The organism is Saccharothrix mutabilis subsp. mutabilis (genome assembly GCF_039521145.1).
GTDB lineage: Bacteria > Actinomycetota > Actinomycetes > Mycobacteriales > Pseudonocardiaceae > Actinosynnema > Actinosynnema mutabilis.
Genome location: NZ_BAAABU010000001.1, coordinates 139,581 through 161,332, shown reverse-complemented (window position 1 = coordinate 161,332; position 21,752 = coordinate 139,581). Strand labels below are relative to the sequence as shown.

Sequence of the window (21,752 nt, the reverse complement as noted above, 5' to 3'; positions counted from 1 at the left end):
GAGAACCGGCGGCGGTTTTTCCCTACGGCTGGGCCATCACCACCTCTCCACCGTGTGATCGCGGATGTGCTCGACGTTCCAGGCGTCCCCCAGGCCGGGCGACGTGGGCAGGGTGACGTGCCCGGACGCGTCGAGCGGGTCAACGGCCGCGAGCCGGTGCGGCGGCACGCGGTCGAAGTCGTGGTGCGGGTGCAGCAGCCCGCGTTCGTACCAGCGGCCGGCGTCGGTGCCGCCGAGCACCGCGAGCGACGCGCTGCCGTCGCCGTGGATCTCGCAGTCGACGTTGAACGCCTCCGCCAGGTGAACGGCCTTGACCGTGGGCGTGATGCCGCCGACGTCGGTCGGTCCGGCGCGCAGGATGTCGCACGCCCCGGACCCGACCCACTCCGCCCGGCTCAGGTGCTTGCCCCACGCCACCTCCGGCCCGATCACCGGGATCCGCAGCTGGTCGGCCAACCACCGGTAGGAGGACGTCGACGCCTCTTCCATCGGCTCCTCGAACCAGTAGAAGTCCAGCTCCTCCAGCGCCTTGCCGAGTTCGAGCGCTTCGGTCCGCGAGTACCAGTGGTTCGCGTCCAGCATCAACGCGATGTCGGGCCCGACGGCGGAGCGAACGGCCGCGCACGCCTGGATGTCCGCGCGCACGCTCGGCGCACCGGCCACCGGCGGCATCCACGTGTGCAGCTTGATCGCCCGGTACCCCTGGTCCACCAACCGCTCGGCGAACTCGGCGTAGTCGGCCGGCGTGCTCAACCCGCCGGGGATCGAGTCGCCGCACATCGTGCTGGCGTAAGCGGGGATCGATGACCGCGCCCCGCCCAACAGCTTCCACACCGGCAACCCGGCGCGCTTGCCCACCAGGTCCCACAGGGCCGTGTCCACGTACCCCAACGCCCGGTCGGTGAACCGCCCGTGCGACCCGCGCTGGCGACGGGCCATCAAGCGCCACAACCGCTCCCGGTCCCACGGGTCCGCGCCCACCAGCACCGGCCGGACGTACGCCTCCAGAACGGCCGGCCGGAGCTGGTCGGGGTGCACCTGCACGCGCCCCACGACCCCGTCGGAGTCGGTGATCTCCAGCACCGCCTCGCGCACCTCGTGCTCGGCGCTGGGGTGCCGGTGCCCGCCGGAGTCCACCGCCGTCCACGCCGTGGTGGTGAACACCGACACCTCGACGGTCTCGATCACTTCCGCTCCTCCCACTCCTTCTGGGCGGCGGTCAGCTTGGTCGCCATCTCGTCCAGGAACGCCTGCGGCGCGAGCTCACCCAGCAGCACCTTCTGGTACTGCGGCTCGCTGTCGGTCTTGGTGATCGAGGAGTACTGCGGCAGGTAGACGGGAGCCGGCACGGTCACCGTCGCCGGGTCCTCCAGGACGCCCAGCGCCATCTTCACCGGCTGGTTGGACGCGATCCACGCCGCGTCGCGCACGTCGGTGTTCGCCGGGATCTGCCCGACCTTCTCGTTCCAGTACGAGTTCGACTCCTTCGAGGTCAGGAACTCCACGAACTTCCACGCCGCGTCCTGGTTCTCGCTGTTCTTGAACACCGCGAAACCGTCGGTCGGGTTGGGCACCACGGTCCGCTTGCCCGACGGCCCCACCGGCAGCGGCATCGCGGCCACGCGGTCGCCCAGGGCCTTGGTGACGTCGCCGTAGGACCCCAGGTTGTGGTGCATCATGCCGACCGACCCGCCGGTGAACTGCGCGACCATCTGGGTGTAGCTGTTGTTCACGTCCGCCTCGGGCGTGGCCTTCTTGTAGAGCGCGGCCACCTTGCCGACCAGCTCGGCGTTGCGCTCGTCGCCGACCGTGGACTTCCCGCCGCTGAAGAACTCGGTGACCCCGGAGTACGAGTACGCCTCGGTCAGCAGCTGGAACACCGAGCCCGCGCCGCCGCGGATGGTGTAGCCGTACCGGTTCGCGGCCCGGTCGGTCAGCTTCTCCGCCGCCGCCACCAGCTCGTCCCACGTCCGCGGCGGCGTGATGCCGGCCTGGGTGAACCAGTCCGTGCGGTACCAGACGACGTCCATGTTGCCCGACGACGGCACCGAGTACAGCTTGTCGTCCGGCGCGGTCTGCCGGACCGTCTCCACCAGCGACGGCAGCAACTTGCCCCGCAAGCCGCTGCCCTCGACGCGGTCGTCCAGCGCGACCAGGGCGTCCTGGCCCACCAGGTGCGCCAGGTACGACGTGGTCACGCCGCCGACGTCCGGCGTCGAACCGCCCGCGATGGCGGTGTCGTACTTCTGCTGCACCGACGAGCTGGGGATGCCGACGTACTCGACGTCGATGTCCGGGTTCGCGGCCTCGAACCGCTTGATCAGCTCCTCGTAGATCGGCGTGCGGCCGGGGCCGCCGTTGTTGTCCCAGAACACGATCGTCGTCCTGCCGCCGTCCCCGCCGCCCGACGAGCAGGCCGACAGCACCAGGGCCAGCACGACCAGCAGTGCCCGCATGGTTCCTCCCGCAATCCTCATCCCTTGACCGCCCCGGCGCTCAGGCCCTGCACCAGGTACCGCTGCACGACGGCGAACACCAGCACCACCGGCACGGCCGCGACCACGCCGCCGGCGGCCAGCGCGCCGAAGTCGGTGTTGAACTCCCCCAGCGCGTAGCTCAGCCCGACCGGCAGGGTGAACTTGTCCTGCCGGGAGGCGAACATCAGCGCGAACAGGAAGTTGTTCCACGCCCCGATGAACGCGAACGACCCCACCGCCACCAGCGCCGGTTTGAGCTGCGGCAGCATCACCGCGAAGAACGCGCGCAGCCGCGTGCAGCCGTCCACCATCGCGGCCTCCTCCAGCTCCACCGGGACGTTGCGCACGAACCCGCTCATCAGGATCAGCGCCAACGGCAGCTGGAAGGCGACGTCGGCGACGATCAACCCGGTGAGGCTGTTCAACAGGCCCGCCTCGCGGAAGATCACGAACAGCGGGATCAGCATCATCGCGCCCGGGATGAACTGCGTGCACAGCAACGCCACCAGGAACAGCCGCTGCCCGCGGAACTTGAACCGCGCCAACGCGTAACCGCCCATCAGCGACAGCACCGACACGAACACCAGCACGCCCAGCGCGATCACCATGCTGTTGTAGAAGAACGTGCCGAACCCGATGCCGTTCCACACGGTGTCGAAGTGCTCGAACGTGATCGGCCACGGCACGAGCGCGGTGGAGCCGGTGGGGCGCACGGCGAACACCAGCATCCAGTAGAACGGCACGAGCGTGAACAGCAGGTACAGCGCCAGCGGCACGTGCAGCCGCAACACCCGGCTCATGCGCGACTCCCGAACTTCGACAACCGCAGGTACAGGATCGAGAAGAACAGCAGGATCACGAACCCGGCCACGGTCAGCGCCGAGCCGTAGCCGAAGTCGTGCGAGTCGACCGCCTTGCGCGCCACGTACAGGGGCAGCGTGGTGGTCTGGTTGGCCGGGCCGCCGCCGGTGAGCGTGTAGATCAGGTCGACGTTGTTGAACTCCCACACCGCGCGCAGCAGCGTGGACAGGATGATCGCGTCCTTGAGGTGCGGCAGCGTCACGCTGATGAACCGCCGCCACCGGCCCGCGCCGTCCACCGCCGCCGCCTCGTACAGGTCCTTCGGGATGCTCTGCAGGTCGGCCAGCAGCAGGATCGCGAAGAACGGCACACCGCGCCACAGCTCGGTGACCACGGTCGCGGGGAAGACGGTGGCCGGGTTGCCGAGCACCGAGGTGCCCGGCGAGCCGATCCCCCAGCCGGCCAGCTCCTGGAAGATGCCGGTGGACGGGTTGTAGAGCAGGATCCAGATGCCCGTGGTGAGCACGCCCGACACCGCCCACGGGGAGAACACCAGCGCCCGCGCCAGGCCGCGCCCGACGAACGTCTCGTTCACGATCAGCGCGAGGACCAGGCCGAGCAGGAGTTGGAGACCGACCTCCACCACGACCCACTTGGCGCTGAACGCGAGGCTCTGCCAGAACAGCGGGTCCTCGGTGAGCATGAAGCGGAAGTTCTCCAGCCCGACGAACCCGTTCTTCCAGGGCTGGGTGACGTTGTAGCGCTGGAGGCTGTAGTGCACGACGCTGGCGATGGGGTAGAGCAGGAACACCGCCATCAGCAGCAGCGTCGGCGCGATCAGCGCGTACGGCGCCCACCTCTTGGTCCTCACCGAGCGCCCGCCCGCAGGTGCTTGACCTTGTGCGCGGGTTCCAGGCCGCGGGTGAGCGTCGGCGTCCAGCCCGCGTCGGCGGCCAGCGGCGTGTCCGGGTGGGCGGCGTTGAAGGCGGCGACGACGTCGGTCTGGCGGCCGTCGACCAGGTTGCCGCGCGTGGTGATCGCGGTGCCGCCCCAGTGCCGGATGACGTCCTCGGCGGGGATGCCCTTGATGTAGTTGTTCTCCGCGACGATCTTGGAGTGCACGCCCACGCCCCACGCGTAGTTGTAGGTGGGGCCGGCCTCGAACAGGTTGTCGTAGACGTGGACCTGGCCGAACCGGACGCGCGGGGCGCGTTCCTCGACGTTGCGGAAGACGTTGTGGTGCACCGAGACGCGCAGCTTGCCGGGATCGGTGGTGGAGGTGTTCGAGGAGCCGATCAGCATGGTCTTGCCGTGGTCTTCGAACCGGTTGTGGGAGACGGTGACCAGGTCCGAGCCGTTGGTGATGTCCAGCAGGCCGTCGTGCCGCTCGTAGGGGCGTCCGAAGTGGACGGTTTCGGTGGTGTCGGGTTGGTCGGTGAACGTCGAGCGGTCCACCCAGACGTTGGTGGCGCCGTTGAGGGAGACCGAGTCGTAGGACGAGTTCCAGTTGCCGGTGGCGCCGTCGGTCGGGTCCCACTGCGGGAAGCAGTCGCGGGTGTCGCGGAAGGTCAGGTTGCGGATGATCACGTTGCGCGCGCCGTGCACCCGCAGGTTGCCGCCGGTGATGCCCGCGCCCCGACCGTCGCCGACGATCGTGGTGTCGTCGCCGACGTTCAGCGCGATGGCGGCGGCCTGGTTTCGCGCGGAGGCGGCGCGGGCGTCCTCCAACGGCCCGGCAGGCTCGCGGTCCCGCCCCCAGACCGCCGGGTCGTAGGCCTTCAGGTATTCCTCCAGCGTGTACCCGCCGGTGGCGTAGGCGGCGCAGTCGGCCCGCAGGTCGATGACCCCGCGCACTTTCACCAATCGCGGCGCGGGACCGGCGAGCGCGGCCCGCAATTGCGCCGCGGTGCGCACGACGTGCACGTTCGACGCATTCGAGCCACCGGTGGTGCCGGACCCGGCGCTGGCCCAGCCGTCACCGGCCGACAGGACTTGTCTGCCCAGGTCATGGCCTGCCTGGACGGGCGTGGCGAGGGCGCAGCACAGCACGACCGCGACCACGGGAACCACGGGAATCCGCATGGCGACTTCCTCGACCGAAGATTTGTTCAGATTTGTGAACGCTTTCCAGAAGTGCGAACCGAGTATTACGACGGCGTGTGGCCGGCGTCAACGAAATGCTTTCGTTCGATGGGCGTTCGATCCCGATTGTCGAACGCGGGTCGAATTCGAATCGAATTCGACCCGCGGTGGGATGGACGGCCGGGAGCGGGGTCGGTGCCGCTTCTGCCGCCAGGCGGACCCACTACCCAGCCCCAGCCCAGCCCCAGCCCTCGCCCCCGTCTTCGCCCTCGCCCCCGTCCTCGCCCTCGCCCCAGCCCCAGCCCAGCCCCCCGCCCAGGACCTCACCTCACAGAGCGGGTGTGAAAGCCGCGATGCGAGCCGCCAGAACCCGCGCGTGCGGGTCCCCCCGGTACCGGTCGGCCAAGTGCCGCAACGGCTGCAACCGGTCGGCCACCCGGATCGAACTCACCTCGGACGCCAACGCCACCGCCCGCTGCCCCACCGCGTCCGCCTGGTCGAAGTCGCCGTCCAGCAGGTGGTTCGCCGTCAACGCGATCAAGCTCAGCGCCCGGCTCCGCGCCATCCGCTCCGGGTACCCCTCCACCGCCACCCCAAGAGCCGGGATCGCCGTCGCGGTGTGGGCCGGGTCCACCGTGCGGGCCAGTTCGGTGTGCACCACACCGGTGATCGCGGACAGGTCCGTCTCGTCGAAGAACCGCGCCCAGCCGGGGACGTCCTCCGCCGCCGTCCGGTCGAACTCCTCGTGCGCCTGCCGCAGCCGGATCATCGCCATGCCCTGGTCGCCCAGCCCCGCGTGCGCCCACGCCTCGTTCGCCCGCAGGATCGCCGTCGCGTGCCGCGACCGGGCTCGCCTGGCCGCCGCGACGCCCAGTTCGAAGATCTCCAACGCCTCGCGGCGCCGCGCGTTGTGCAGGCGCATCCGCCCGGACCGGTAGTGGATGTTGGCGACCAGCTCGTCGTGCCCGGCCTCGGCGGCCAGGGTCAGGGCCCGGTCCCACTGCCGCGCCGCGGCCTGTTCCAGACCGGTGTCGAAGCACGTCCAGCCCGCCAGGTTGTGCAGGTCGGCCAGCGCGACCAGCAGCCGGGTCCGCACCGCGGTCGTCGACTTCGCGCTCAGCAGCTGGTCGCTCCAGGCGGCGGCGACGATCACCGAGTCCCGGCACGCCCCGCCGCCCCGGCGGTAGTCCATACCGCGCAGCCGCTCCGTCTCCTCCTCCAACCGCACGACGTCACGCACGCCGATGCGCGCGGGGACACGTCGCTGCTCCACCATCGCCGCACCTCACAGTCGCCTCCTGCCGTCGGTGGCGATCAAACTCGCGGCGCGCGGCGGGCGGAAGGTGGTGCACCGCCGGTACCACCCCGCCGGACGCGTCCGTTGGAGACGCCCGCATTGGCCCCTGTCCCGGCCGGCACCGCCGTACGAGGCTTGCTCATGTGTTCACGCGGCTCCGAAGGTGTGGCTGCTCCAGTCGACACCACGAGGAGTACTCATGTACGGACAGGCAATCGCGTCCGCGCTGCGCCTGCACGACGGACGGGAGGTCTGGATGGCACCGCTGCGTCCCGATGACCGGGACGAGCTGGCCGAAGCGATCCGCACCGCCGACCTGGACACGCTGTTCCAACGGTTCTGCGGCGCGCCGCCGCCGGTCACGCCCGCGCTGCTGGCGCACCTGACGGAACTCGACCACGTGCGGCGGCACGCCCTGGTCGCGCGGGACCGGGACGGCCGGGGCGTCGCCATCGGCCGCTACGAAGCGACCCGGACCCCGCAGGTCGCCGAGGTCGCCGTGGCCGTGGCGACCGGGTGGCGGCGGGTCGGCCTGGCCACCCTGCTCGTGCGGCACCTCTCGGACGCCGCGCTGCGCAACGGTTTCCGCTGGTTCAGCGTCACCCACCTGCCCGGCAACCGGGCCGTGGCGCGGATGTTGCGCTCGGCGGGCGCGGTGCGGGTCGGGCCGGGCGGGGAGGCGATCGTGCCGTGCCGGCCGTGTGCGGAGCGCGAGACGCCGGCGGGGCTGCCGACGCGGGCACGGGCGGGGTATGGGACGCGGGCGCGCTGAAGTCACGATGCTGGTGGAGCGGCTCGTCGCCCGGTGGGCCGCGAAGGACACCGCCGGGCTGAGCAGGCTGTTCGCCGACGAGGTGCGCTGGTGGACCGCACCGGTCCCCGGCGCGCCGTGGCCCGCGGAGGTCCACAACCCGCGCGAGGTGGAATCGTTCTTCCTGGCGTTCCGGGCGGTGCTGGAACTGACCGGCATCACCACCCGCGACCTGCTCGTGGACGACGCCGACGCGGTCCTCACCGGCCGGCTGCACGCGCGCGTCCGCGCGACGGGCGCTCCGGCGGATTTCGACTTCGCGCTGGTCGTGGGCGTGCACCGCGGGCTCATCACGGACTTCCGGATGCACACCGACACACTGGCAATTGCACGTGCACTGGCGCGAGATGTTCCGCCGGTATCACCGTGATGCTTTCCCGATTCACCCGGACGCGCTGGAAGAATGGACCCACAATCCCGACGACCACGGAAAGGGGGAGGCACTGTGCCGGTGTCCGGTCCCATCAGCGAAATCCTCGCCCACCTGCGGCGCGGCCGGAACCTCACGCAGGACGACCTGGCCGCACGGCTGCACGCCGCGTCCGGGAACACCAGCGTCACCAGGGAAGAGGTGTCCCGCTGGGAACGTGGCAAACGCATCCCGGGCCCGTACTGGCGCGCCTGGCTGGGACAGGTCCTGGACGCGTCGCAGCAGGAATTGGAACGGGCCGCCGCAATCGAACGCGCGGCGCGCCGGAGGCATTGAACTGTTCACACAACACGGTTGTCGCCCGATGCCCGGTGTGGTGACAATTCACGACGTGTCGACCACCAGGGACGGGCTGTTGGCCGCGGCGGCGGAAGCGTTCGACCGCGACGGTTACGTACGGGCCACCATCGACGACGTGTGCGATCGCGCGGGGGTGACGAAAGGCGCGCTGTACGGGCATTTCAGCTCCAAGAAGGCGCTGGCGCTGGCCGTGCTCGACCGGCAGGCGCGGGAGTGGGCGCGGGTCCGGGAGCGCCTCCAGCGCGTGCACCGCAGCCCGTTGCAGGTGTTGATCGACCTCGGGTACGCGGTCAACCGGGACCGCGCCGTGGTGCAGCGGTTGCTGTTCCAGGCGCCGCTGTGCGACGACGTGGCCGAGCGGCAGGTGGCCCGGTGGACGGCGACCGTGCTGGACCTGTTGCGGCACGCCGAGAACCGGGGTGAGCTGCGCCCCGGCGTCGACCTGGTGGAGTGCGCCGACGGCGTGGTCGCCGCGCTGGTCGGCGTGCACCTGGTGGCGATGGCCGTGGACGGGCCGTCGGGCGGTGCGCGGCAGGTCGCGGACGTGTGGCGGACGTGGCTGCCCGCCGTCGCCCAGCCCTCGGTGTACGCGACGCTGCGGATCACCCCGAGATGACCGTGGCCGCCCAGGGTGCCCGCACGCGCGCCGCGCTGGTGGCCGCGGGCACCGACCTGTTCGACCGGCACGGGTACGACAACACGTCGTTGGACGCGGTGTGCCGGAGCGTGTCGGTGACGAAAGGCGCGTTGTACCGGCACTTCCCCTCCAAGCAGGCGTTGGCGGTGGCGGTGGTCGAGGAGTACTTCCGCCGGTGGCACGTGGTGCGGGCCGAGTGCGAGGCGCGGGTGGGTCCGCTGCAGGCGCTGGTGGACCTGACCCACCGCATGGCGGAGCTGACCGGGACGGACCCGACCGTGCGCGTGGGCGTGCGGCTGCTGTTCACCAGCGAGCTGTTCGACCTGTTGGCGGGCCTGCACTTCAGCAGCCTCACCACCACCGCCCGCGACCTCCTCCGCCAGGCCGCGGCGGCGGGCGAGCTGAACCCGGACCTCGACCCGCGGCGGGAGGCGGAGGCGATCGCGGCGGCGGTGGTGGGCACGCAGGCGTTGACGGTGATCACGAAGACCCGCACCAACACCCTCTCCACGATGTGGCACCACCGCCTGAACCACCTGGTTCCGCCGGCGAGCCGCGGCCTCTACCGCGTCGGGTGACGCGGCGGGTCAGGCGGCGTCTCGCGTGTCGTCGCCGGTCGGGCGTGTCGGGGGGCCGGCCGGCGGGGTGCGGTGGCCCTCGGCGGACAGGTGGTCGAGGTGGGTGCGGTGGCCCTCGGCGGACAGGTGGTCGAGGTGGGTGCGGAGGCGTGAGCCGGTGATGGCGGACCGGTGGAGCTTGTCGAAGGCCTGCACGTGGCCGCGCACGTCGTCCGGGTCGGTGATCACGACGTTGCCCGCGAGCAGGCCGAAGACGACCATCGACTCGTCGTAGACGTGGAACCCCGCGTCCGGCACGTCCACCCGGGTGAGCCACGGGATCACGCCCAGCTCGACGGTCGGCGCGAGGCTGATCTCGCGCAGCCACGGCCAGTTGTCCGGGTCGGAGCGCAGCGCGCTCTCGGACAGCACGACGACCAGCCGCCGGTCGCGGTCGGGGGTGCGGAGCAGCTGTGGCGGGAGGCTGGTCAACGCGAGGATGCGGACGGTCCGCGCCGCCGCCTCGGCCCGCGCGACCACGACCTGGCGCCCGGCGACCCCGCGGTGCACGACGGCCCGCCGGTGCGCGGCCTCGCGGACGACCTCCTCGGCCAGTGAGATCAGCCTCTGCCGGGTCTCGGGCGCGGTCCGGTAGACGTCGGCCAACCGAGCCACGTCGGCCACCTTGGGCACCAGCCGCCCGGTCTCCACCTTGGACACCTTGGACTGGCTGATCCCGGCCAGGTGCCCCGCCGCGGCGCCCGTCAGCCCCGAAGCCAGGCGGGCGCGCAGCAGTTCGGTGGACAGCTCCTGCCGTCGCGCGCGGGCGTCGCGGACGGGCAGCAGCGGCTTGCGGGGTGGTCGGTGGCCACGTCCGCGCAGGCGGACCCCTTGGGCGATCAGGGTGCTGCGGACGGTGCTGTAGGACTTGCCGGTGGCGGCGGCCAGCGCCCGGATGGTCTGGCCCTTGGCGTAGCCCTTGACGACCGTCGTCGTGAAGTTCATGCGGAGTCCCTCCTCGGCAGGGCGCGGCTGTGCACGGGCAACACGAACGCGCCCGCTCGCGTGCCCGGTGGGGTGGTGGATCCACGCTGCACACGTGCACGCGCGTGACGGGCAGGCACAACCCTCGTGCCCGCGATCGGCCGACGACGCGCCCGCCCGACGACGCGCGCTGCCAACCGGGCCACCAGACGCGGCACGCCAGGCACGGCGCAGCAGGCACGGCGCGGCTTCCGCGTTCTGCGCGACACGGCTTCCGCGGCACGGCTTGCGCGGCACGGCAGGCAGCCGCCCCGATGATCCTCCCCCGGAGTCCTCACCCGCGACGTTAACCTGCACGTGCAGGCTGCACGAGTACACCTTCGAGTGAAGAAAGTCCTGTGCCACAGGACTTTGCGGCACACTCACAACAACAGCGGAGGTCCGGCGAGAGGTGAACCATGCCCGGGAACGGTGCGAGTCCGACGGCGGCCAAGCGGCGGCTCGGGCAGGCGTTGGCGCGGTTGCGTGAAGCGGCGAACGTCAGCCAGGAGCACGCCGCCAAGGTGCTGGAGTGCTCACCGGCCAAGGTCCGGCGCATCGAGGTCGGCGACGTGGCCGTCCGGCAGGCCGAGCTGACCCTGCTGCTGGACCACTACGGTGCCACGCGCCAGGCCCGCGAGCCCATCGAGGAACTCGCGCGGGAAGCGCGGAAACGCCGTCCCCGCACGAACTTCGGCACCGTCCTGCCCGGTTTCTTCCGCAGGTTCCACGCCCTGGAGCAACTCGCGACGGAAGTCCTGCGCTACCAAGCGGAACTGGTCCCCGGCCCGCTCCAGACCGCCGACTACGCCCGCGCCGTGCTCACCGCCCACCCGGGCCGTCCGGCCGAGGAGGTCGAGCGCCTGGTCGAGGCCCGGTTGTCCCGCCTGGACCGCGTCACCGACGGCGAGCAGCGACTCCACGCCGTGCTGCACGAAGCCGCCCTGCGGGCCACGGTCGGCACCCCGGACACCATGCGTGCGCAACTCCGCCACCTGCGGAAGCTGTCCGGCCTGCCGAACGTGACCCTCCAGGTCCTCCCGCTGGACGCGCCCGCCCACGCCCTGACCGGCTACCCGTTCGTCCTGCTGCGGATCCCCGACAGCGACCCGGTCGTGTACCTGGAGGCCCTGACCACCGCGACGACCGTCGAGAATCCCGCGCACGTGGCGAGTTACGAGGAGGCGTTCGACGCGCTCCGCCAGGCGGCCCTGCCCCCGACCCGGAGCGTCACCCTGTTGAACGCCTTGGAGAAGTCCCGGTGAGCGGCCGGGTCGCGTGGCGCAAGTCGAGCCGCAGCGGCGGCACCGGCGGTGATTGCGTGGAACTGGCCCACACCCGGTCCGCGGTCCTCGTCCGCGACTCCAAGAACCCGGACGGCCCGAAGCTGGTCTTCACTCCCGCGCATTTCGCGGGTTTCCTCAACGCGCTCAGGAACGGCTGAGCCGCCACTCGCGCACGACGTGCTCGACGTCGAACGGCATCATGTTCAGCGGCGGGCCGGACAGCGGCTTGCGGATCGCCTCGGTGATGCGGGCGTTGATCTCGCCGAGGATCCGCCGCACCTCGTCCTCGGTGCCCGCCGCCCCCGCCGCCGCACGCGCTTCGGCCGCTTCCTTGCGGAGTTGCAGGGTCGGGGGCAGCATCGTGCCTTCTTCGCGGCGGACCTTGTCCTTGACCCACCAGAGTTCGTCGTGCGGCTCGGAGAGGCCGGCGAGCGGCTTGCCGGCGCCGGGGAGGTCGTCGAACTCGCCCTTGTCCTGAGCTTCGCGAATCTGCCGCTCCACCCACGTCTCGAACCCGACCCCGGCGGGCTTGCGCTGAGTCATACCCACGACGGTACCCGCGACCACCCACGCCCGGCCGCCTCCACGACGGTGCCGGCGGGGGTCGATGCGGCAGGGGGCACGAGCGGGGAGCGGCTGGCATCGGTGGTGGCCGGACGGCCAGGCCGGGCGGGCGGTGCGGCGAGGGCGGTGCGGCGAGGGTGGGCGTGGCGGCCGGGCGGGCGTGGCGGCGAGGCCGCGCGGCGAGGCGACACAACGGGCCGGCGCGGCGGGCTGGCGGGGCCGCGCGGGCGGCCGGCGGCGGGCGGCGGGCGGCCGGCGGCGGGGCTGCGCGTGGGGCGGCGGGGCGGGGCGGGCTGCCGGGTGGGCGGTGGTGGGGCCGGGCGATGCTGGGGCATGGGTGCGGGGTTGGGGTGAGGTGGGGGCGTTGCGCGTTGTTCGGCGCGTTCCGAAGGTCCCCCTGCCGTGCCCGCCCGCTCCATATCACGGGACGTGCGGAGGGCGGAGTGGTTCCCGATCCTGCATGTCACTCGATCGGGTACACCCACCTCCCTTACCAGATTCGATCATACCAACACACCACCTGGGGCCCATTCCCGCCACCCGGCACAACATGTAGTGTCCAGCGCGCTGGTGGTTCACCGTCCTACCCGGTGAGGCAAGAGGGAACCCGGTGTGAGTCCGGGACTGCCCCGCAGCGGTGAGCGGGAACGACCGCCGTCAGACGAGCACTGGGTCCAACGGGCCTGGGAAGCGACGGCCAGTAGGTGTGTGCACGGTGCCCGCGAGTCCGAAGACCTGCCACCCGTGCGCGCGCCGGACCTCGGCGTGCGGTCTGGTCCTGCTCACGAGGAGAGAGCCTTGACCGTTGTCGACGCGCGGCCGTTGGACGGCCTGCGTCTTGAGTTGGCGCGACTCGCCGCCGACCTGCCCGATGTTCGCACCGACCGGGTCCTCCGGTTGGTTGAAGCCGGGGCAGGAGCCGAACAGCAAGAGCAAGAGCCAGAGCAAGAGCGAGTGGCTCGGGAGTTGGCGGTCAGGGGCGCTGCTGCCCTGACGGCCACTGATCCGCAGTACTCCAAGCTCGCCGCGCGGCTGCTGGCCGGGACCATCCGGGCCGAAGTCGGAGACCATCGACGCTTCTCCGCGAGTGTGGAGCTGGGATCCCGACTGGGGCTGCTGTCGGAACGGCTGGCCGGGTTCGTCGCTCGGCACGCCGACGCCCTGGACGACACGATCGACGAAGCCGCCACGGACCGGTTCGAGTACTTCGGGCTCAAGACCGTCTACGACCGCTACCTGTTGCGCCACCCCGAAAAGCGCACGGTCATCGAAACGCCCCAGCACTTCTTCCTGCGCGTCGCCTGCGGGCTGTCGGAGACCGTCGAGGAGGCGCGGGAGCTGTACGCCCTGCTCTCCCGCCTCGACTACCTGCCCAGCTCCCCCACCCTCTTCAACGCCGGCACCCGCCACCCGCAGTTGTCGTCGTGCTTCCTGCTCGACTCGCCCCGCGACGAGCTCGACTCGATCTACCACCGCTACGCCGAGGTCGCGCGGCTGTCCAAGTTCTCCGGGGGCATCGGCGTCTCGTGGACCCGCGTCCGGTCCCGGGGCTCGCTCATCCGCGGCACCAACGGCCGTTCCAACGGCATCGTGCCGTGGCTGCGCACCCTGGACGCCTCGGTCGCCGCGGTCAACCAGGGCGGCCGGCGCAAGGGCGCTGCCTGCGTCTACCTCGAACCCTGGCACGCCGACGTCGAGGAGTTCCTCGAACTGCGCGACAACACCGGCGACGAAGCGCAGCGCACCCACAACCTCAACCTGGCCCTGTGGGTGCCCGACGAGTTCATGCGGCGCGTCGAGGCCGACGACCCCTGGTCGCTGTTCGACCCCAAGGACGTCCCGCACCTGACCGACCTCTGGGGCGCGGACTTCGACGCCGCCTACCAGCGGGCCGAACGGCAGGGCCTGGCCAAGCGCACCCTGCCCGCCCGCGCCCTGTACGGCCGCATGATGCGCACCCTCGCCCAGACCGGCAACGGCTGGCTGACCTTCAAGGACACCGCGAACCGCACGTCCAACCAGACCGCGGTCCCCGGCAACGTCATCCACCTGTCCAACCTGTGCACCGAGATCCTGGAGGTCACCGGCGACGACGAGACCGCCGTGTGCAACCTCGGCTCGGTCAACCTGGCCCGCCACACCACCCCCGACGGCATGGACTGGGACCGGCTGCGGGCGACCGTCCGCACGGCCGTGAAGTTCCTCGACCGCACGATCGACCTCACCTACTACCCCACCCCGGCGGCGGGCGGCGGCAACCGGCGCTGGCGGCCGATCGGCCTGGGCGTGATGGGCCTCGCGGACGTGTTCTTCCAGCACGGACTCGCCTTCGACGCGCCGGAAGCGCTGGAACTGTCCACCGGGATCGCCGAAGAGATCGCGCTGACGGCGTTCGAGACCTCGGCGGACCTGGCCGAGCGGCACGGTCCGCACCCCGAGTTCGGCGCCACGAGGGCCGCGCGCGGCGTGCTGCACCTCGACCACTTCCCGCACGCCGACCCGCGGCAGCCCGAGCGCTGGCGGCGACTGCGCGAGAAGATCGCCCGGCACGGCCTGCGCAACTCGCTGGTCGTGGCCATCGCGCCCACCGCCACCATCGCGTCCATCGCGGGCTGCTCGGAGTGCATCGAGCCGGTGGTCTCCACGCTGTTCAAGCGCGAGACCCTGTCCGGCGAGTTCCTCCAGGTCAACCCGTACCTGGTGCGCGACCTCAAGGCCCTGGGCCGCTGGGACCAGGCCACCCGCGACGCCATCAAGCGGGCCGACGGCTCGGTCCAGGGCCTGGACCTGCCGGCCGACCTCAAGGCCCGCTACCGGACCGCGTGGGAACTGCCGCAGAAGGCGTTGATCGACCTCGCCGCCGCGCGCACCCCGTACGTCGACCAGGGGCAGTCGCTGAACCTGTTCTCGGCCTCCCCCACCATCGGCAAGCTGTCCTCGATGTACGCCTACGCCTGGCGCGCCGGTCTCAAGACCACCTACTACCTGCGCTCCCGGCCCGCGACCCGCATCAACCAGACCACCGTCGCGGCCAAGTCGACGTGCGACCTGGAGAACCCCGAGACCTGCGAGGCCTGCCAGTGACGCTCCTCGACCCCGGCATGGACCTGACCCTGCGCCCCATGCGCTACCCGGACTTCTACGAGCAGTACCGGGCCGCCATCCGCAACACGTGGACGGTCGAGGAGGTGGACCTCGCCGCCGACGTCGCCGACCTGGCCCGCCTCACCCCCGCCGAGCACCACCTGGTGCACCGGCTGGTCGCGTTCTTCGCCACCGGCGACTCGATCGTGGCCAACAACCTGGTGCTCAACCTCTACCAGCACGTCAACGCGCCCGAGGCCCGCCTCTACCTCTCGCGCCAGCTGTTCGAGGAGGCCGTCCACGTCCAGTTCTACCTGACCCTGCTGGACACCTACCTGCCCGACCACGACGAGCGGGCGCGGGCGTTCGCCGCGATCGAGCACATCCCGTCGATCCGCGCCAAGGGCGAGTTCTGCTTCAAGTGGATCGACTCGATCAACGGCCTGGCCGAGCTGCGCACCCGCGCCGACCGCCGGGCGTTCCTGCTCAACCTGATCTGCTTCGCCGCGTGCATCGAGGGCCTGTTCTTCTACGGCGCCTTCGCCTACGTGTACTGGCTGCGCTCGCGCGGCCTGCTGCAAGGCCTCGCCACCGGCACGAACTGGGTGTTCCGCGACGAGTCGATGCACATGAACTTCGCGTTCGGCGTCGTGGACACCGTCCGCGCCGAGGAGCCGGAGCTGTTCGACGACGCGTTGCGCGCCGAGGTGACCGCCATGCTGCGCGAGGCGGTCGAGGTGGAGTTCCGGTTCGCCCAGGACGTGTGCGGCGGCGGTCTGCCCGGTATGAACGCCCGGGACATGCGCGAGTACCTGTCGTACGTGGCCGACCAGCGGCTGGTGCGGCTGGGCCTGGACCCCGTGTTCGGGGCGGCGAACCCGTTCCCGTTCATGGAGTTGCAGGACGTGCAGGAGCTGACCAACTTCTTCGAACGGCGCGCCTCGGCCTACCAGGTGGCGGTGCCGGGCACGGTCGCGCTGGACGAGGACTTCTGAGGCGGTGCTGCCGGTCGCGCTGGGGTGCGCGACCGGCAGCGTCCACTCAGGACCCGCAGACCGGCGCCGGGGTCCAGCCGGCCGGGTCGCCGTTGACGATCATCCCGGCGGTGGCCGAGCCGCCGGGCCCGACCTGCGAGTTCCAGCCGGCGTGGCGGACGGTGGCGTCGCTTGCGGTCTGGCTCACCGTGCCGTTCCACACCTGCGCCACCGACATGCCCTGGGCCAGCGTGAACCGGACCCACCAGGCGGACACGGGCGTCGTGCCCCGGTTGGTGAAGGTGACCTCGGCCTGGAACGCGCCCTGCCACTTGTTGACCACCTTCACCACGGCGTCGCACGTCGAACCCGGCGGCGTCGTGGTGGTGGTGGTGGTCGTGGTCGTGCTGGTCGGCGGTGCGGAACCGAGGGCGTTCACCACGGCGGGGAACCACCGGCCGGCGATCTTCCGGTCGCCGGAGGCGTTGGGGTGCACGCCGTCCCCGGTGTCGGCGGAGGTCGAGAACCCGGTCCACTGGTCGACCACGGTCACCGGCGACCGGGCGGTGGACTTCGCCGCCGCCCAACCCGGGATCGCCGCGTTGAGGTCGACCACCCGTTGCGCGCACTCGGCGCAGTTGGCCGGGTTCATCGGGATGATCTGCGCGACGAGCACCTGCACGTCCGGGTTGTCGGCCCGCATCTGGTCGACGAGCTTGCCGAACGCGGCCAGGATCGTCGCCGGTGACCGGTTGTTCCAGACGTCGTTGGTGCCGAAGTGCATCAGCACGACGTCCGGGTGGGTCTGGGCGAGCCACCCGACGAGCTGGTTCTGGTCGGCCACGTTGGTCGCCAGGAACCCGCCGTGCCCCTCGTTCTCACCGTCGTAGGGGAAACCGCACCCCTGCCCCGGCAAGGTGCCCACGAAGTCGATGTCCGTGTGCCCCGCCGCCCGCAGGTCCCGGTCGAGCAAGGCCCGCCAGCACCCGGGCGAGCCGGTGATCGAGTCGCCCAACGCCATGATCCGCACGGGGTCGGCCGCCGTGACCGGAGCGGCTTGGCCGGGCGCGGCCACCACCAACGCGACGATGGCGGCCAGCACCCCCAACAACGCGGCTAGAGCACCGTTCTTCCGCATCGCCGTCACGCCGTCGCGCAGGTCGCGCCGTTGAGGGTGAACGACGTGGGCACGGAGTTGGCGCCGTTCCACGTGCCGATGAACCCGAGGCTGACCGAGCCCGCCGGCGGGATGTCCGCCGTGTAAGAGGCGTTGGTCATGGTGACGTTGCCGCCCGACTGCGCGTGCGACGCGCCCCAGCTCTGCGTGATCGTCTGACCGTTGGCGTAGGCCCACTTCAGGGTCCAGCCGTTGACCGCGGCCGACCCGGTGTTGGTGATCTTCACGTCACCCTGGAAGCCGCCCTGCCACTGGCCCGCGACCTTGTACGCCACCGCGCACGCCCCGCCGCCGCCACCGGGCTGCGTGGTCACCGCGACCGTGCCGGACCGGGCGGACCGGTTGCCGGCGGCGTCACGGGCGTAGACCGCGAAGGTGTAGGCGGTCGAGGCCGACAACCCGGTCACCGTGGCCGTGGCGCCGGTGGCCGACGCCGCCGGGGACTCGGTGGCGCCGCTGACCCGCACCACGTCGTAGCCGGTCACGCCGACGTTGTCGGTCGAGGCGGCCCAGGACAGCGTCACGGAGTTCGAGGTCACGCCGGACGCCGTGGGCGTGCCGGGAGTGGTCGGGGCCTGGTTGTCGCCGCCGCCACCGCCGTAGACCGTGGCCTCCTTGGAGGTGGCCTTGATGCCGTTGGCGCCGTTGAACGCCCGCTGGCCCCACGGCGACAGGTTCGCCGGGTCCCAGTTCACGGCCAGGTCGAGGTACTCGACGCCGCCGCCGTTGCCCGACCACGACCAGGCCAGGTAGCCCAGGCCGCGCTGCTGGGTGGTGGCGAAGATGGTGTCCTCGTCGGGGTTGCCGTCGGAGTGGTCGTGGCCGAACTCGCCCACCACGATCGGCAGGCCGGCGCTGACGAACCGGCCCAGGTAGTCGTTGACCTCGGCGGCGGTGTCGAACACGCCGTACATGTGGATGGAGAACACGACGTTCTTGGCCGGGTCGGCGGCGAACACCGAGGCGGCGTTGTCGCGCATGGTGAACGACCAGTCCTGGCCCCAGTTCGGGGCGTCCACCATGATCGTGTGCCCGAATCCCGCCGCGCGCAGCCGGGCGATGGCGTCCTTGTTGTCGGCCGCCCAGGTGGAGTAGCCCTGGTTGCCGTACGGCTCGTTGCCGATGTTGAGGATGACGTACTGCTCCTGGCCGGCCAACGCGCTCTTGATGCCGATCCAGTAGTCGACCGCCCTGGCCAGGCTGACCGCGCCGCTCTGCTCGCCGTAGCCGGTGGTGTCGTGCACCTCCAGCACGCAGATCAGCTTGTTCGCCTTGCACTGGCTGACGACGTTGGCCACGTCGGCGGCGTCGTTGCGGGTCCAGCGGTCGCCGCTGGAGAGCACGACGCGGACGGTGTTCGCGCCCAGCGCCTTGACGTCCTTGAGGGCCTGGGCGGTGCGGCTGGTGTACCAGGTGTGGGCGTGGTTGACGCCGCGCATGACGAACTCGTTGCCGTTGGCCTCGTACAGCTTGCCGCCGCTGACGTAGAACCCGGTGGCCGCCGACGCGGGCGGCGCCGCGGTCAGCAGGGAGAGGACCAAGGCGGCGATGGCGGCGCCGACCATGGTGAATCGCTTGCGCATGGGTGTTCCTCGCGTAGTCGTCGACACTGACACGGGCGAGCGCAGGGCAGCGCTCCCACACCAAAGCAATTAACCGCTTAAGTGTCAACGGGCGGACCAACGCGAAGGTCTCTCGGATCAGGCGGCGGGCCCCGTGCTCGACCTCGGCACCAGCTCGGGGTCGGAGGTCTTGACGTGCTCCACGGCCTCGCCGGCGATCACGTCGAGCAGCAGCCGGACCGCCGCCGCGCCGCGCTCGGCGATCGGCCGCCGCACCGCCGACAGCGCCGGCCGCACCAGCCGGCACAGCGCCGAGTCGTCCCACGCCACCAGCGAGAGCTGTTCGGGCACCGACAGGCCCAGCTCGTGCGCCACGCCCAGCGCGGACACCGCCATCACGTCGTTGTCGAACACCAGCGCCGTGGGCGGGTCGCCGCCGGTCAGCACCCGCCGCGTCACCCGCGCCGCAGCCTCGTCGGAGTAGTCGGTGTGCACGATCCGCGCCTCGCCCAGCCCCAACCGGGCCGCCGCCGAGGTGAACGCCCGGGACCGGGTCCGGGTGTGCACGAACCGGGTCGGCCCGGCGACCCGCACGATGCGCCGGTGCCCCAGGGCGACCAGGTACTCCAACACCTCCGCGACGGCGGCCTCGTCGTCGGTCCACACGCACGGCAGGTCGGCCACTTCGGGCTCGCCCAGCACCACCGCGGGCAGCCGCAGCTCGCGCACCAGCTCCACGCGCGGGTCGTCCTCGACCAGGTCGACCAGCAGCACCCCGTCCACCCGCCGCTCGCCCCACCAGCGCCGGTACGCCGCCAGCTCGGCTTGGGCGTTGTCGGTGACCTGCAACAACAACGCCGTCGGGCCGCCCGCCAACGCGCCCTGGATGCCCGCGATCAACTGCATGAAGTACGGCTCGACGCCGATCACCCGGGCCGGCCGGTCCACCACGAGCCCGATGGCGTTGGCCCGCCCGTCGCTCAGCGACCGCGCCGCGCTGCTGGGCACCCACCCGAGCCGGTCGGCGATGTCCATGATCCGCCGCCGGGTCGGTTCGGACACCCCGGGCCGGTTGTTCAGCGCGTACGACACCGCTCCGGTCGACACGCCGGCGGCCTTGGCGATGTCCGAGATGGTCGGACGCTTAGCTCCCACCCGCGCCTCCTTGCCAGGGTGATCGCCGAGTCTAGACCGGCGCCACCCCCGGATGCTCCACTACTGTGATTAACCGCTTAACAGCTCCCGAAGGGAGATCGAGGTGCCCTGGTTCGACCTGCCGGAAGCCGAGCTGAAGACCTACCGGACCGCCACCGCGGAGCCAGCGGACCTGGACGCCTGGTGGCGCGACCGCCTCGACGCGGCCCGCGCCCTGTCGCAACCCCCGATGCTGACCCCGTACGGCGAGGACGTCTACGGCCCGCTGCGGGTGTGGGACGCGGAGTTCTCCGGCGCGAACGGCGACCGGGTCAAGGCCTGGTACCTGCGCCCGCCGACCGACGCGGACCTGCCCACGGTCGTGACCTACATCGGTTACGGCGGTGGGCGGGGCCTCCCGGCGGACCACGTGCTCCTGCCGTCCGCCGGCTACGCGGTGTTCGTGATGGACACGCGGGGCCAGGGAGGGCGCTGGTCCACGGGCCAGACCGCCGACTCCGGCCCGGCCGGCCCGGAGTTCCCGGGCGTCATGACCAGGGGCATCGCCAGCCCGGAGACCTACTACTACACGCGTTTGATGACCGACGCCGCGTTGGCCGTGGAAGCGGCGGCCTCTGTGGACGGCGTGGACGCGACCCGCATCGCCGTCTCGGGTGGCAGCCAGGGCGGCGGGTTGGCGCTGGCCGCGGCGGCTCTCAAGGGCGACGCGGTCAAGGTGTGCCACGCGGACGTGCCGTTCCTGTGCGACTTCCACCGCGCCATCACCATCACGGCGGCCGACCCGTACGCGGAGATCTCGCAGTTCCTGGCGCACCAGACGACCCTGATCCCCGCCGCCCTGGACACCCTGCGCCACGTGGACGCGGCGCTGCTCGCCCGCCGCATCACCGCGACCACGCTGATGAGCGTGGGGCTGATGGACGAGGTCTGCCCGCCGTCCACGGTCTACGCGGCCTACAACGAGATCCAGGCCCCGAAGGACCTGGCGGTCTTCCCGTTCAGCGGCCACCAGACCCCGAGGACGCACGACGAGACGAAACTGCGTCACCTGCACGCGCACCTCTGACGCAAGCCCCGGGTGCGCGCGAAGCGCGCATACACAGCCCCGCTTCGTGTCTTCCTTGGCGGCCTGCCCGCCGGCGAGGCTCTTTCATCTTTGAACTCGCGCTGTCGCGCTCTTGAACGCGCTTCGCGCTCTCAAGATGAAAAGCGGCGCTCGCCGCGCGGCAGGCCCCCGGAGGGGAAGGGCGTCGGTCTCCCTCCGCACGGCCTGCCGGAGGCAACCACCCTTTGGTCTTCTCCGCAACCGGAAAAGCTGGTTGCGGAGAAGACCAAAGCGCGGTTGGGCTGCGCCCAGGCCGTACGGAGGAAGACCGAGGCCCTTCCCGTGGGCTTGCAGCACGGCGTCGCGCCTGCGGCGCGAAAGCAGCGGGTGCGGGGCGCGAATAGCGGGGGCGTGGCGCGAAGAGCGGGGGCGTGGCGCGGCGCGGCTTGGCTTGGCGTGAAAGGAACGGGCCGTGAGGGGACCACCGCCA

General features: G+C 71.4%; 21 protein-coding genes and 1 riboswitch. Of the genes, 10 read left to right on the top strand and 11 right to left on the bottom strand.

Annotation, left to right across the window (positions count from 1 at the left end; genetic code table 11):
- Nucleotides 1-36 precede the first annotated feature (36 nt).
- The 6 genes from ABD126_RS00765 to ABD126_RS00740 form a co-directional block, all read right to left on the bottom strand.
- A complete protein-coding gene (locus ABD126_RS00765) occupies nucleotides 37-1,188 on the bottom strand; it encodes an enolase C-terminal domain-like protein (protein ID WP_343931579.1) in 1,152 nt (383 codons plus the stop codon).
- Nucleotides 1,185-2,456 (bottom strand): ABC transporter substrate-binding protein, encoded by a 1,272-nt coding sequence (locus tag ABD126_RS00760; RefSeq protein WP_343931578.1) that lies wholly within the window; start codon nucleotides 2,454-2,456, stop codon nucleotides 1,185-1,187. The genes ABD126_RS00765 and ABD126_RS00760 overlap by 4 nt, the downstream gene beginning before the upstream one ends.
- 17 nt (nucleotides 2,457-2,473) lie before the next feature.
- Complete coding sequence (locus tag ABD126_RS00755; RefSeq protein ID WP_343931577.1) at nucleotides 2,474-3,277, bottom strand: carbohydrate ABC transporter permease; 804 nt, start codon at nucleotides 3,275-3,277, stop codon at nucleotides 2,474-2,476.
- On the bottom strand, nucleotides 3,274-4,149 hold the full coding sequence (locus tag ABD126_RS00750; protein WP_343931576.1) for a carbohydrate ABC transporter permease: 876 nt from the start codon (nucleotides 4,147-4,149) through the stop codon (nucleotides 3,274-3,276). The genes ABD126_RS00755 and ABD126_RS00750 overlap by 4 nt, the downstream gene beginning before the upstream one ends.
- Complete coding sequence (locus ABD126_RS00745) at nucleotides 4,146-5,360, bottom strand: pectate lyase family protein (RefSeq protein WP_343931575.1); 1,215 nt, start codon at nucleotides 5,358-5,360, stop codon at nucleotides 4,146-4,148. Before ABD126_RS00745 ends, ABD126_RS00750 begins: the two co-directional genes overlap by 4 nt.
- 328 nt (nucleotides 5,361-5,688) lie before the next feature.
- On the bottom strand, nucleotides 5,689-6,636 hold the full coding sequence (locus ABD126_RS00740; protein WP_343931574.1) for an NsdA family TPR-like regulatory protein: 948 nt from the start codon (nucleotides 6,634-6,636) through the stop codon (nucleotides 5,689-5,691).
- A 220-nt stretch (nucleotides 6,637-6,856) separates the two neighbouring features.
- Here ABD126_RS00740 and ABD126_RS00735 point away from each other — a divergent pair, with 220 nt between their 5' ends.
- From ABD126_RS00735 to ABD126_RS00715, 5 genes are all read left to right on the top strand, one after another.
- Nucleotides 6,857-7,429 carry a GNAT family N-acetyltransferase gene (locus ABD126_RS00735; protein WP_343931573.1) on the top strand — a complete coding sequence of 191 codons (573 nt, stop codon included), beginning with the start codon at nucleotides 6,857-6,859 and terminating at the stop codon, nucleotides 7,427-7,429.
- Nucleotides 7,430-7,436: 7 nt separating this feature from the next.
- Nucleotides 7,437-7,838 (top strand): nuclear transport factor 2 family protein, encoded by a 402-nt coding sequence (locus ABD126_RS00730; RefSeq protein WP_343931572.1) that lies wholly within the window; start codon nucleotides 7,437-7,439, stop codon nucleotides 7,836-7,838.
- Between the two features lie 81 nt (nucleotides 7,839-7,919).
- Nucleotides 7,920-8,174: a helix-turn-helix transcriptional regulator gene (locus ABD126_RS00725; RefSeq protein WP_343931571.1), complete on the top strand. Its 255-nt coding sequence runs from the start codon at nucleotides 7,920-7,922 to the stop codon at nucleotides 8,172-8,174.
- Between the two features lie 55 nt (nucleotides 8,175-8,229).
- Nucleotides 8,230-8,814: a TetR family transcriptional regulator gene (locus ABD126_RS00720; RefSeq protein ID WP_343931570.1), complete on the top strand. Its 585-nt coding sequence runs from the start codon at nucleotides 8,230-8,232 to the stop codon at nucleotides 8,812-8,814.
- Entirely contained in the window at nucleotides 8,811-9,413 is a 603-nt protein-coding gene (locus tag ABD126_RS00715) for a TetR family transcriptional regulator (protein WP_343931569.1), read from the top strand. Before ABD126_RS00720 ends, ABD126_RS00715 begins: the two co-directional genes overlap by 4 nt.
- Before the next feature lie 9 nt (nucleotides 9,414-9,422).
- On the opposite strand, the gene ABD126_RS00710 is transcribed toward ABD126_RS00715, so the two are convergent.
- Entirely contained in the window at nucleotides 9,423-10,397 is a 975-nt protein-coding gene (locus tag ABD126_RS00710) for a helix-turn-helix domain-containing protein (protein ID WP_343931568.1), read from the bottom strand.
- Between the two features lie 437 nt (nucleotides 10,398-10,834).
- Here ABD126_RS00710 and ABD126_RS00705 point away from each other — a divergent pair, with 437 nt between their 5' ends.
- Nucleotides 10,835-11,680 carry a helix-turn-helix domain-containing protein gene (locus tag ABD126_RS00705; protein ID WP_343931567.1) on the top strand — a complete coding sequence of 282 codons (846 nt, stop codon included), beginning with the start codon at nucleotides 10,835-10,837 and terminating at the stop codon, nucleotides 11,678-11,680.
- Nucleotides 11,677-11,859 carry a DUF397 domain-containing protein gene (locus ABD126_RS00700; RefSeq protein ID WP_343931566.1) on the top strand — a complete coding sequence of 61 codons (183 nt, stop codon included), beginning with the start codon at nucleotides 11,677-11,679 and terminating at the stop codon, nucleotides 11,857-11,859. The genes ABD126_RS00705 and ABD126_RS00700 overlap by 4 nt, the downstream gene beginning before the upstream one ends.
- On the opposite strand, the gene ABD126_RS00695 is transcribed toward ABD126_RS00700, so the two are convergent.
- A complete protein-coding gene (locus ABD126_RS00695; RefSeq protein ID WP_343931565.1) occupies nucleotides 11,846-12,244 on the bottom strand; it encodes a DnaJ family domain-containing protein in 399 nt (132 codons plus the stop codon). The two genes, ABD126_RS00700 and ABD126_RS00695, sit on opposite strands and share 14 nt — an antisense overlap.
- 575 nt (nucleotides 12,245-12,819) lie before the next feature.
- Nucleotides 12,820-13,022: riboswitch (cobalamin riboswitch) on the top strand.
- 197 nt (nucleotides 13,023-13,219) lie between these two features.
- Between ABD126_RS00695 and ABD126_RS00690 the strand changes: the two genes are divergently transcribed.
- Entirely contained in the window at nucleotides 13,220-15,349 is a 2,130-nt protein-coding gene (locus ABD126_RS00690) for a ribonucleoside-diphosphate reductase subunit alpha (protein WP_343931564.1), read from the top strand.
- Nucleotides 15,346-16,344, top strand: coding sequence for a ribonucleotide-diphosphate reductase subunit beta (locus tag ABD126_RS00685; protein ID WP_343931563.1), 999 nt, complete (start codon nucleotides 15,346-15,348; stop codon nucleotides 16,342-16,344). The genes ABD126_RS00690 and ABD126_RS00685 overlap by 4 nt, the downstream gene beginning before the upstream one ends.
- Before the next feature lie 46 nt (nucleotides 16,345-16,390).
- Here ABD126_RS00685 and ABD126_RS00680 read toward each other — a convergent pair whose 3' ends face one another.
- From ABD126_RS00680 to ABD126_RS00670, 3 genes are all read right to left on the bottom strand, one after another.
- Nucleotides 16,391-17,461 (bottom strand): GDSL-type esterase/lipase family protein, encoded by a 1,071-nt coding sequence (locus ABD126_RS00680; RefSeq protein ID WP_343931562.1) that lies wholly within the window; start codon nucleotides 17,459-17,461, stop codon nucleotides 16,391-16,393.
- Nucleotides 17,462-17,466: 5 nt separating this feature from the next.
- The gene (locus ABD126_RS00675) at nucleotides 17,467-19,083 is read right to left on the bottom strand and encodes a cellulase family glycosylhydrolase (protein WP_343931561.1); all 1,617 of its coding nucleotides are present in this window, start codon (nucleotides 19,081-19,083) and stop codon (nucleotides 17,467-17,469) included.
- 117 nt (nucleotides 19,084-19,200) lie between these two features.
- On the bottom strand, nucleotides 19,201-20,217 hold the full coding sequence (locus ABD126_RS00670; RefSeq protein WP_343931560.1) for a LacI family DNA-binding transcriptional regulator: 1,017 nt from the start codon (nucleotides 20,215-20,217) through the stop codon (nucleotides 19,201-19,203).
- A 103-nt stretch (nucleotides 20,218-20,320) separates the two neighbouring features.
- On the opposite strand from ABD126_RS00670, the gene ABD126_RS00665 reads away from it, so the two are divergent.
- A complete protein-coding gene (locus tag ABD126_RS00665; protein WP_343931559.1) occupies nucleotides 20,321-21,283 on the top strand; it encodes an acetylxylan esterase in 963 nt (320 codons plus the stop codon).
- Nucleotides 21,284-21,752 lie beyond the last annotated feature (469 nt).

Bases quoted from the DNA above. Each gene is read 5' to 3' on its own strand.
- ABD126_RS00755 (WP_343931577.1), bottom strand. From the start codon at position 3,277: ATGAGCCGGGTGTTGCGGCTGCACGTGCCGCTGGCGCTGTACCTGCTG.
- ABD126_RS00760 (WP_343931578.1), bottom strand. From the start codon at position 2,456: ATGCGGGCACTGCTGGTCGTGCTGGCCCTGGTGCTGTCGGCCTGCTCG.
- ABD126_RS00710 (WP_343931568.1), bottom strand. From the start codon at position 10,397: ATGAACTTCACGACGACGGTCGTCAAGGGCTACGCCAAGGGCCAGACC.
- ABD126_RS00680 (WP_343931562.1), bottom strand. From the start codon at position 17,461: ATGCGGAAGAACGGTGCTCTAGCCGCGTTGTTGGGGGTGCTGGCCGCC.
- ABD126_RS00695 (WP_343931565.1), bottom strand. From the start codon at position 12,244: ATGACTCAGCGCAAGCCCGCCGGGGTCGGGTTCGAGACGTGGGTGGAG.
- ABD126_RS00675 (WP_343931561.1), bottom strand. From the start codon at position 19,083: ATGCGCAAGCGATTCACCATGGTCGGCGCCGCCATCGCCGCCTTGGTC.
- ABD126_RS00735 (WP_343931573.1), top strand. From the start codon at position 6,857: ATGTACGGACAGGCAATCGCGTCCGCGCTGCGCCTGCACGACGGACGG.
- ABD126_RS00745 (WP_343931575.1), bottom strand. From the start codon at position 5,360: ATGCGGATTCCCGTGGTTCCCGTGGTCGCGGTCGTGCTGTGCTGCGCC.
- ABD126_RS00740 (WP_343931574.1), bottom strand. From the start codon at position 6,636: ATGGTGGAGCAGCGACGTGTCCCCGCGCGCATCGGCGTGCGTGACGTC.
- ABD126_RS00730 (WP_343931572.1), top strand. From the start codon at position 7,437: ATGCTGGTGGAGCGGCTCGTCGCCCGGTGGGCCGCGAAGGACACCGCC.
- ABD126_RS00715 (WP_343931569.1), top strand. From the start codon at position 8,811: ATGACCGTGGCCGCCCAGGGTGCCCGCACGCGCGCCGCGCTGGTGGCC.
- ABD126_RS00705 (WP_343931567.1), top strand. From the start codon at position 10,835: ATGCCCGGGAACGGTGCGAGTCCGACGGCGGCCAAGCGGCGGCTCGGG.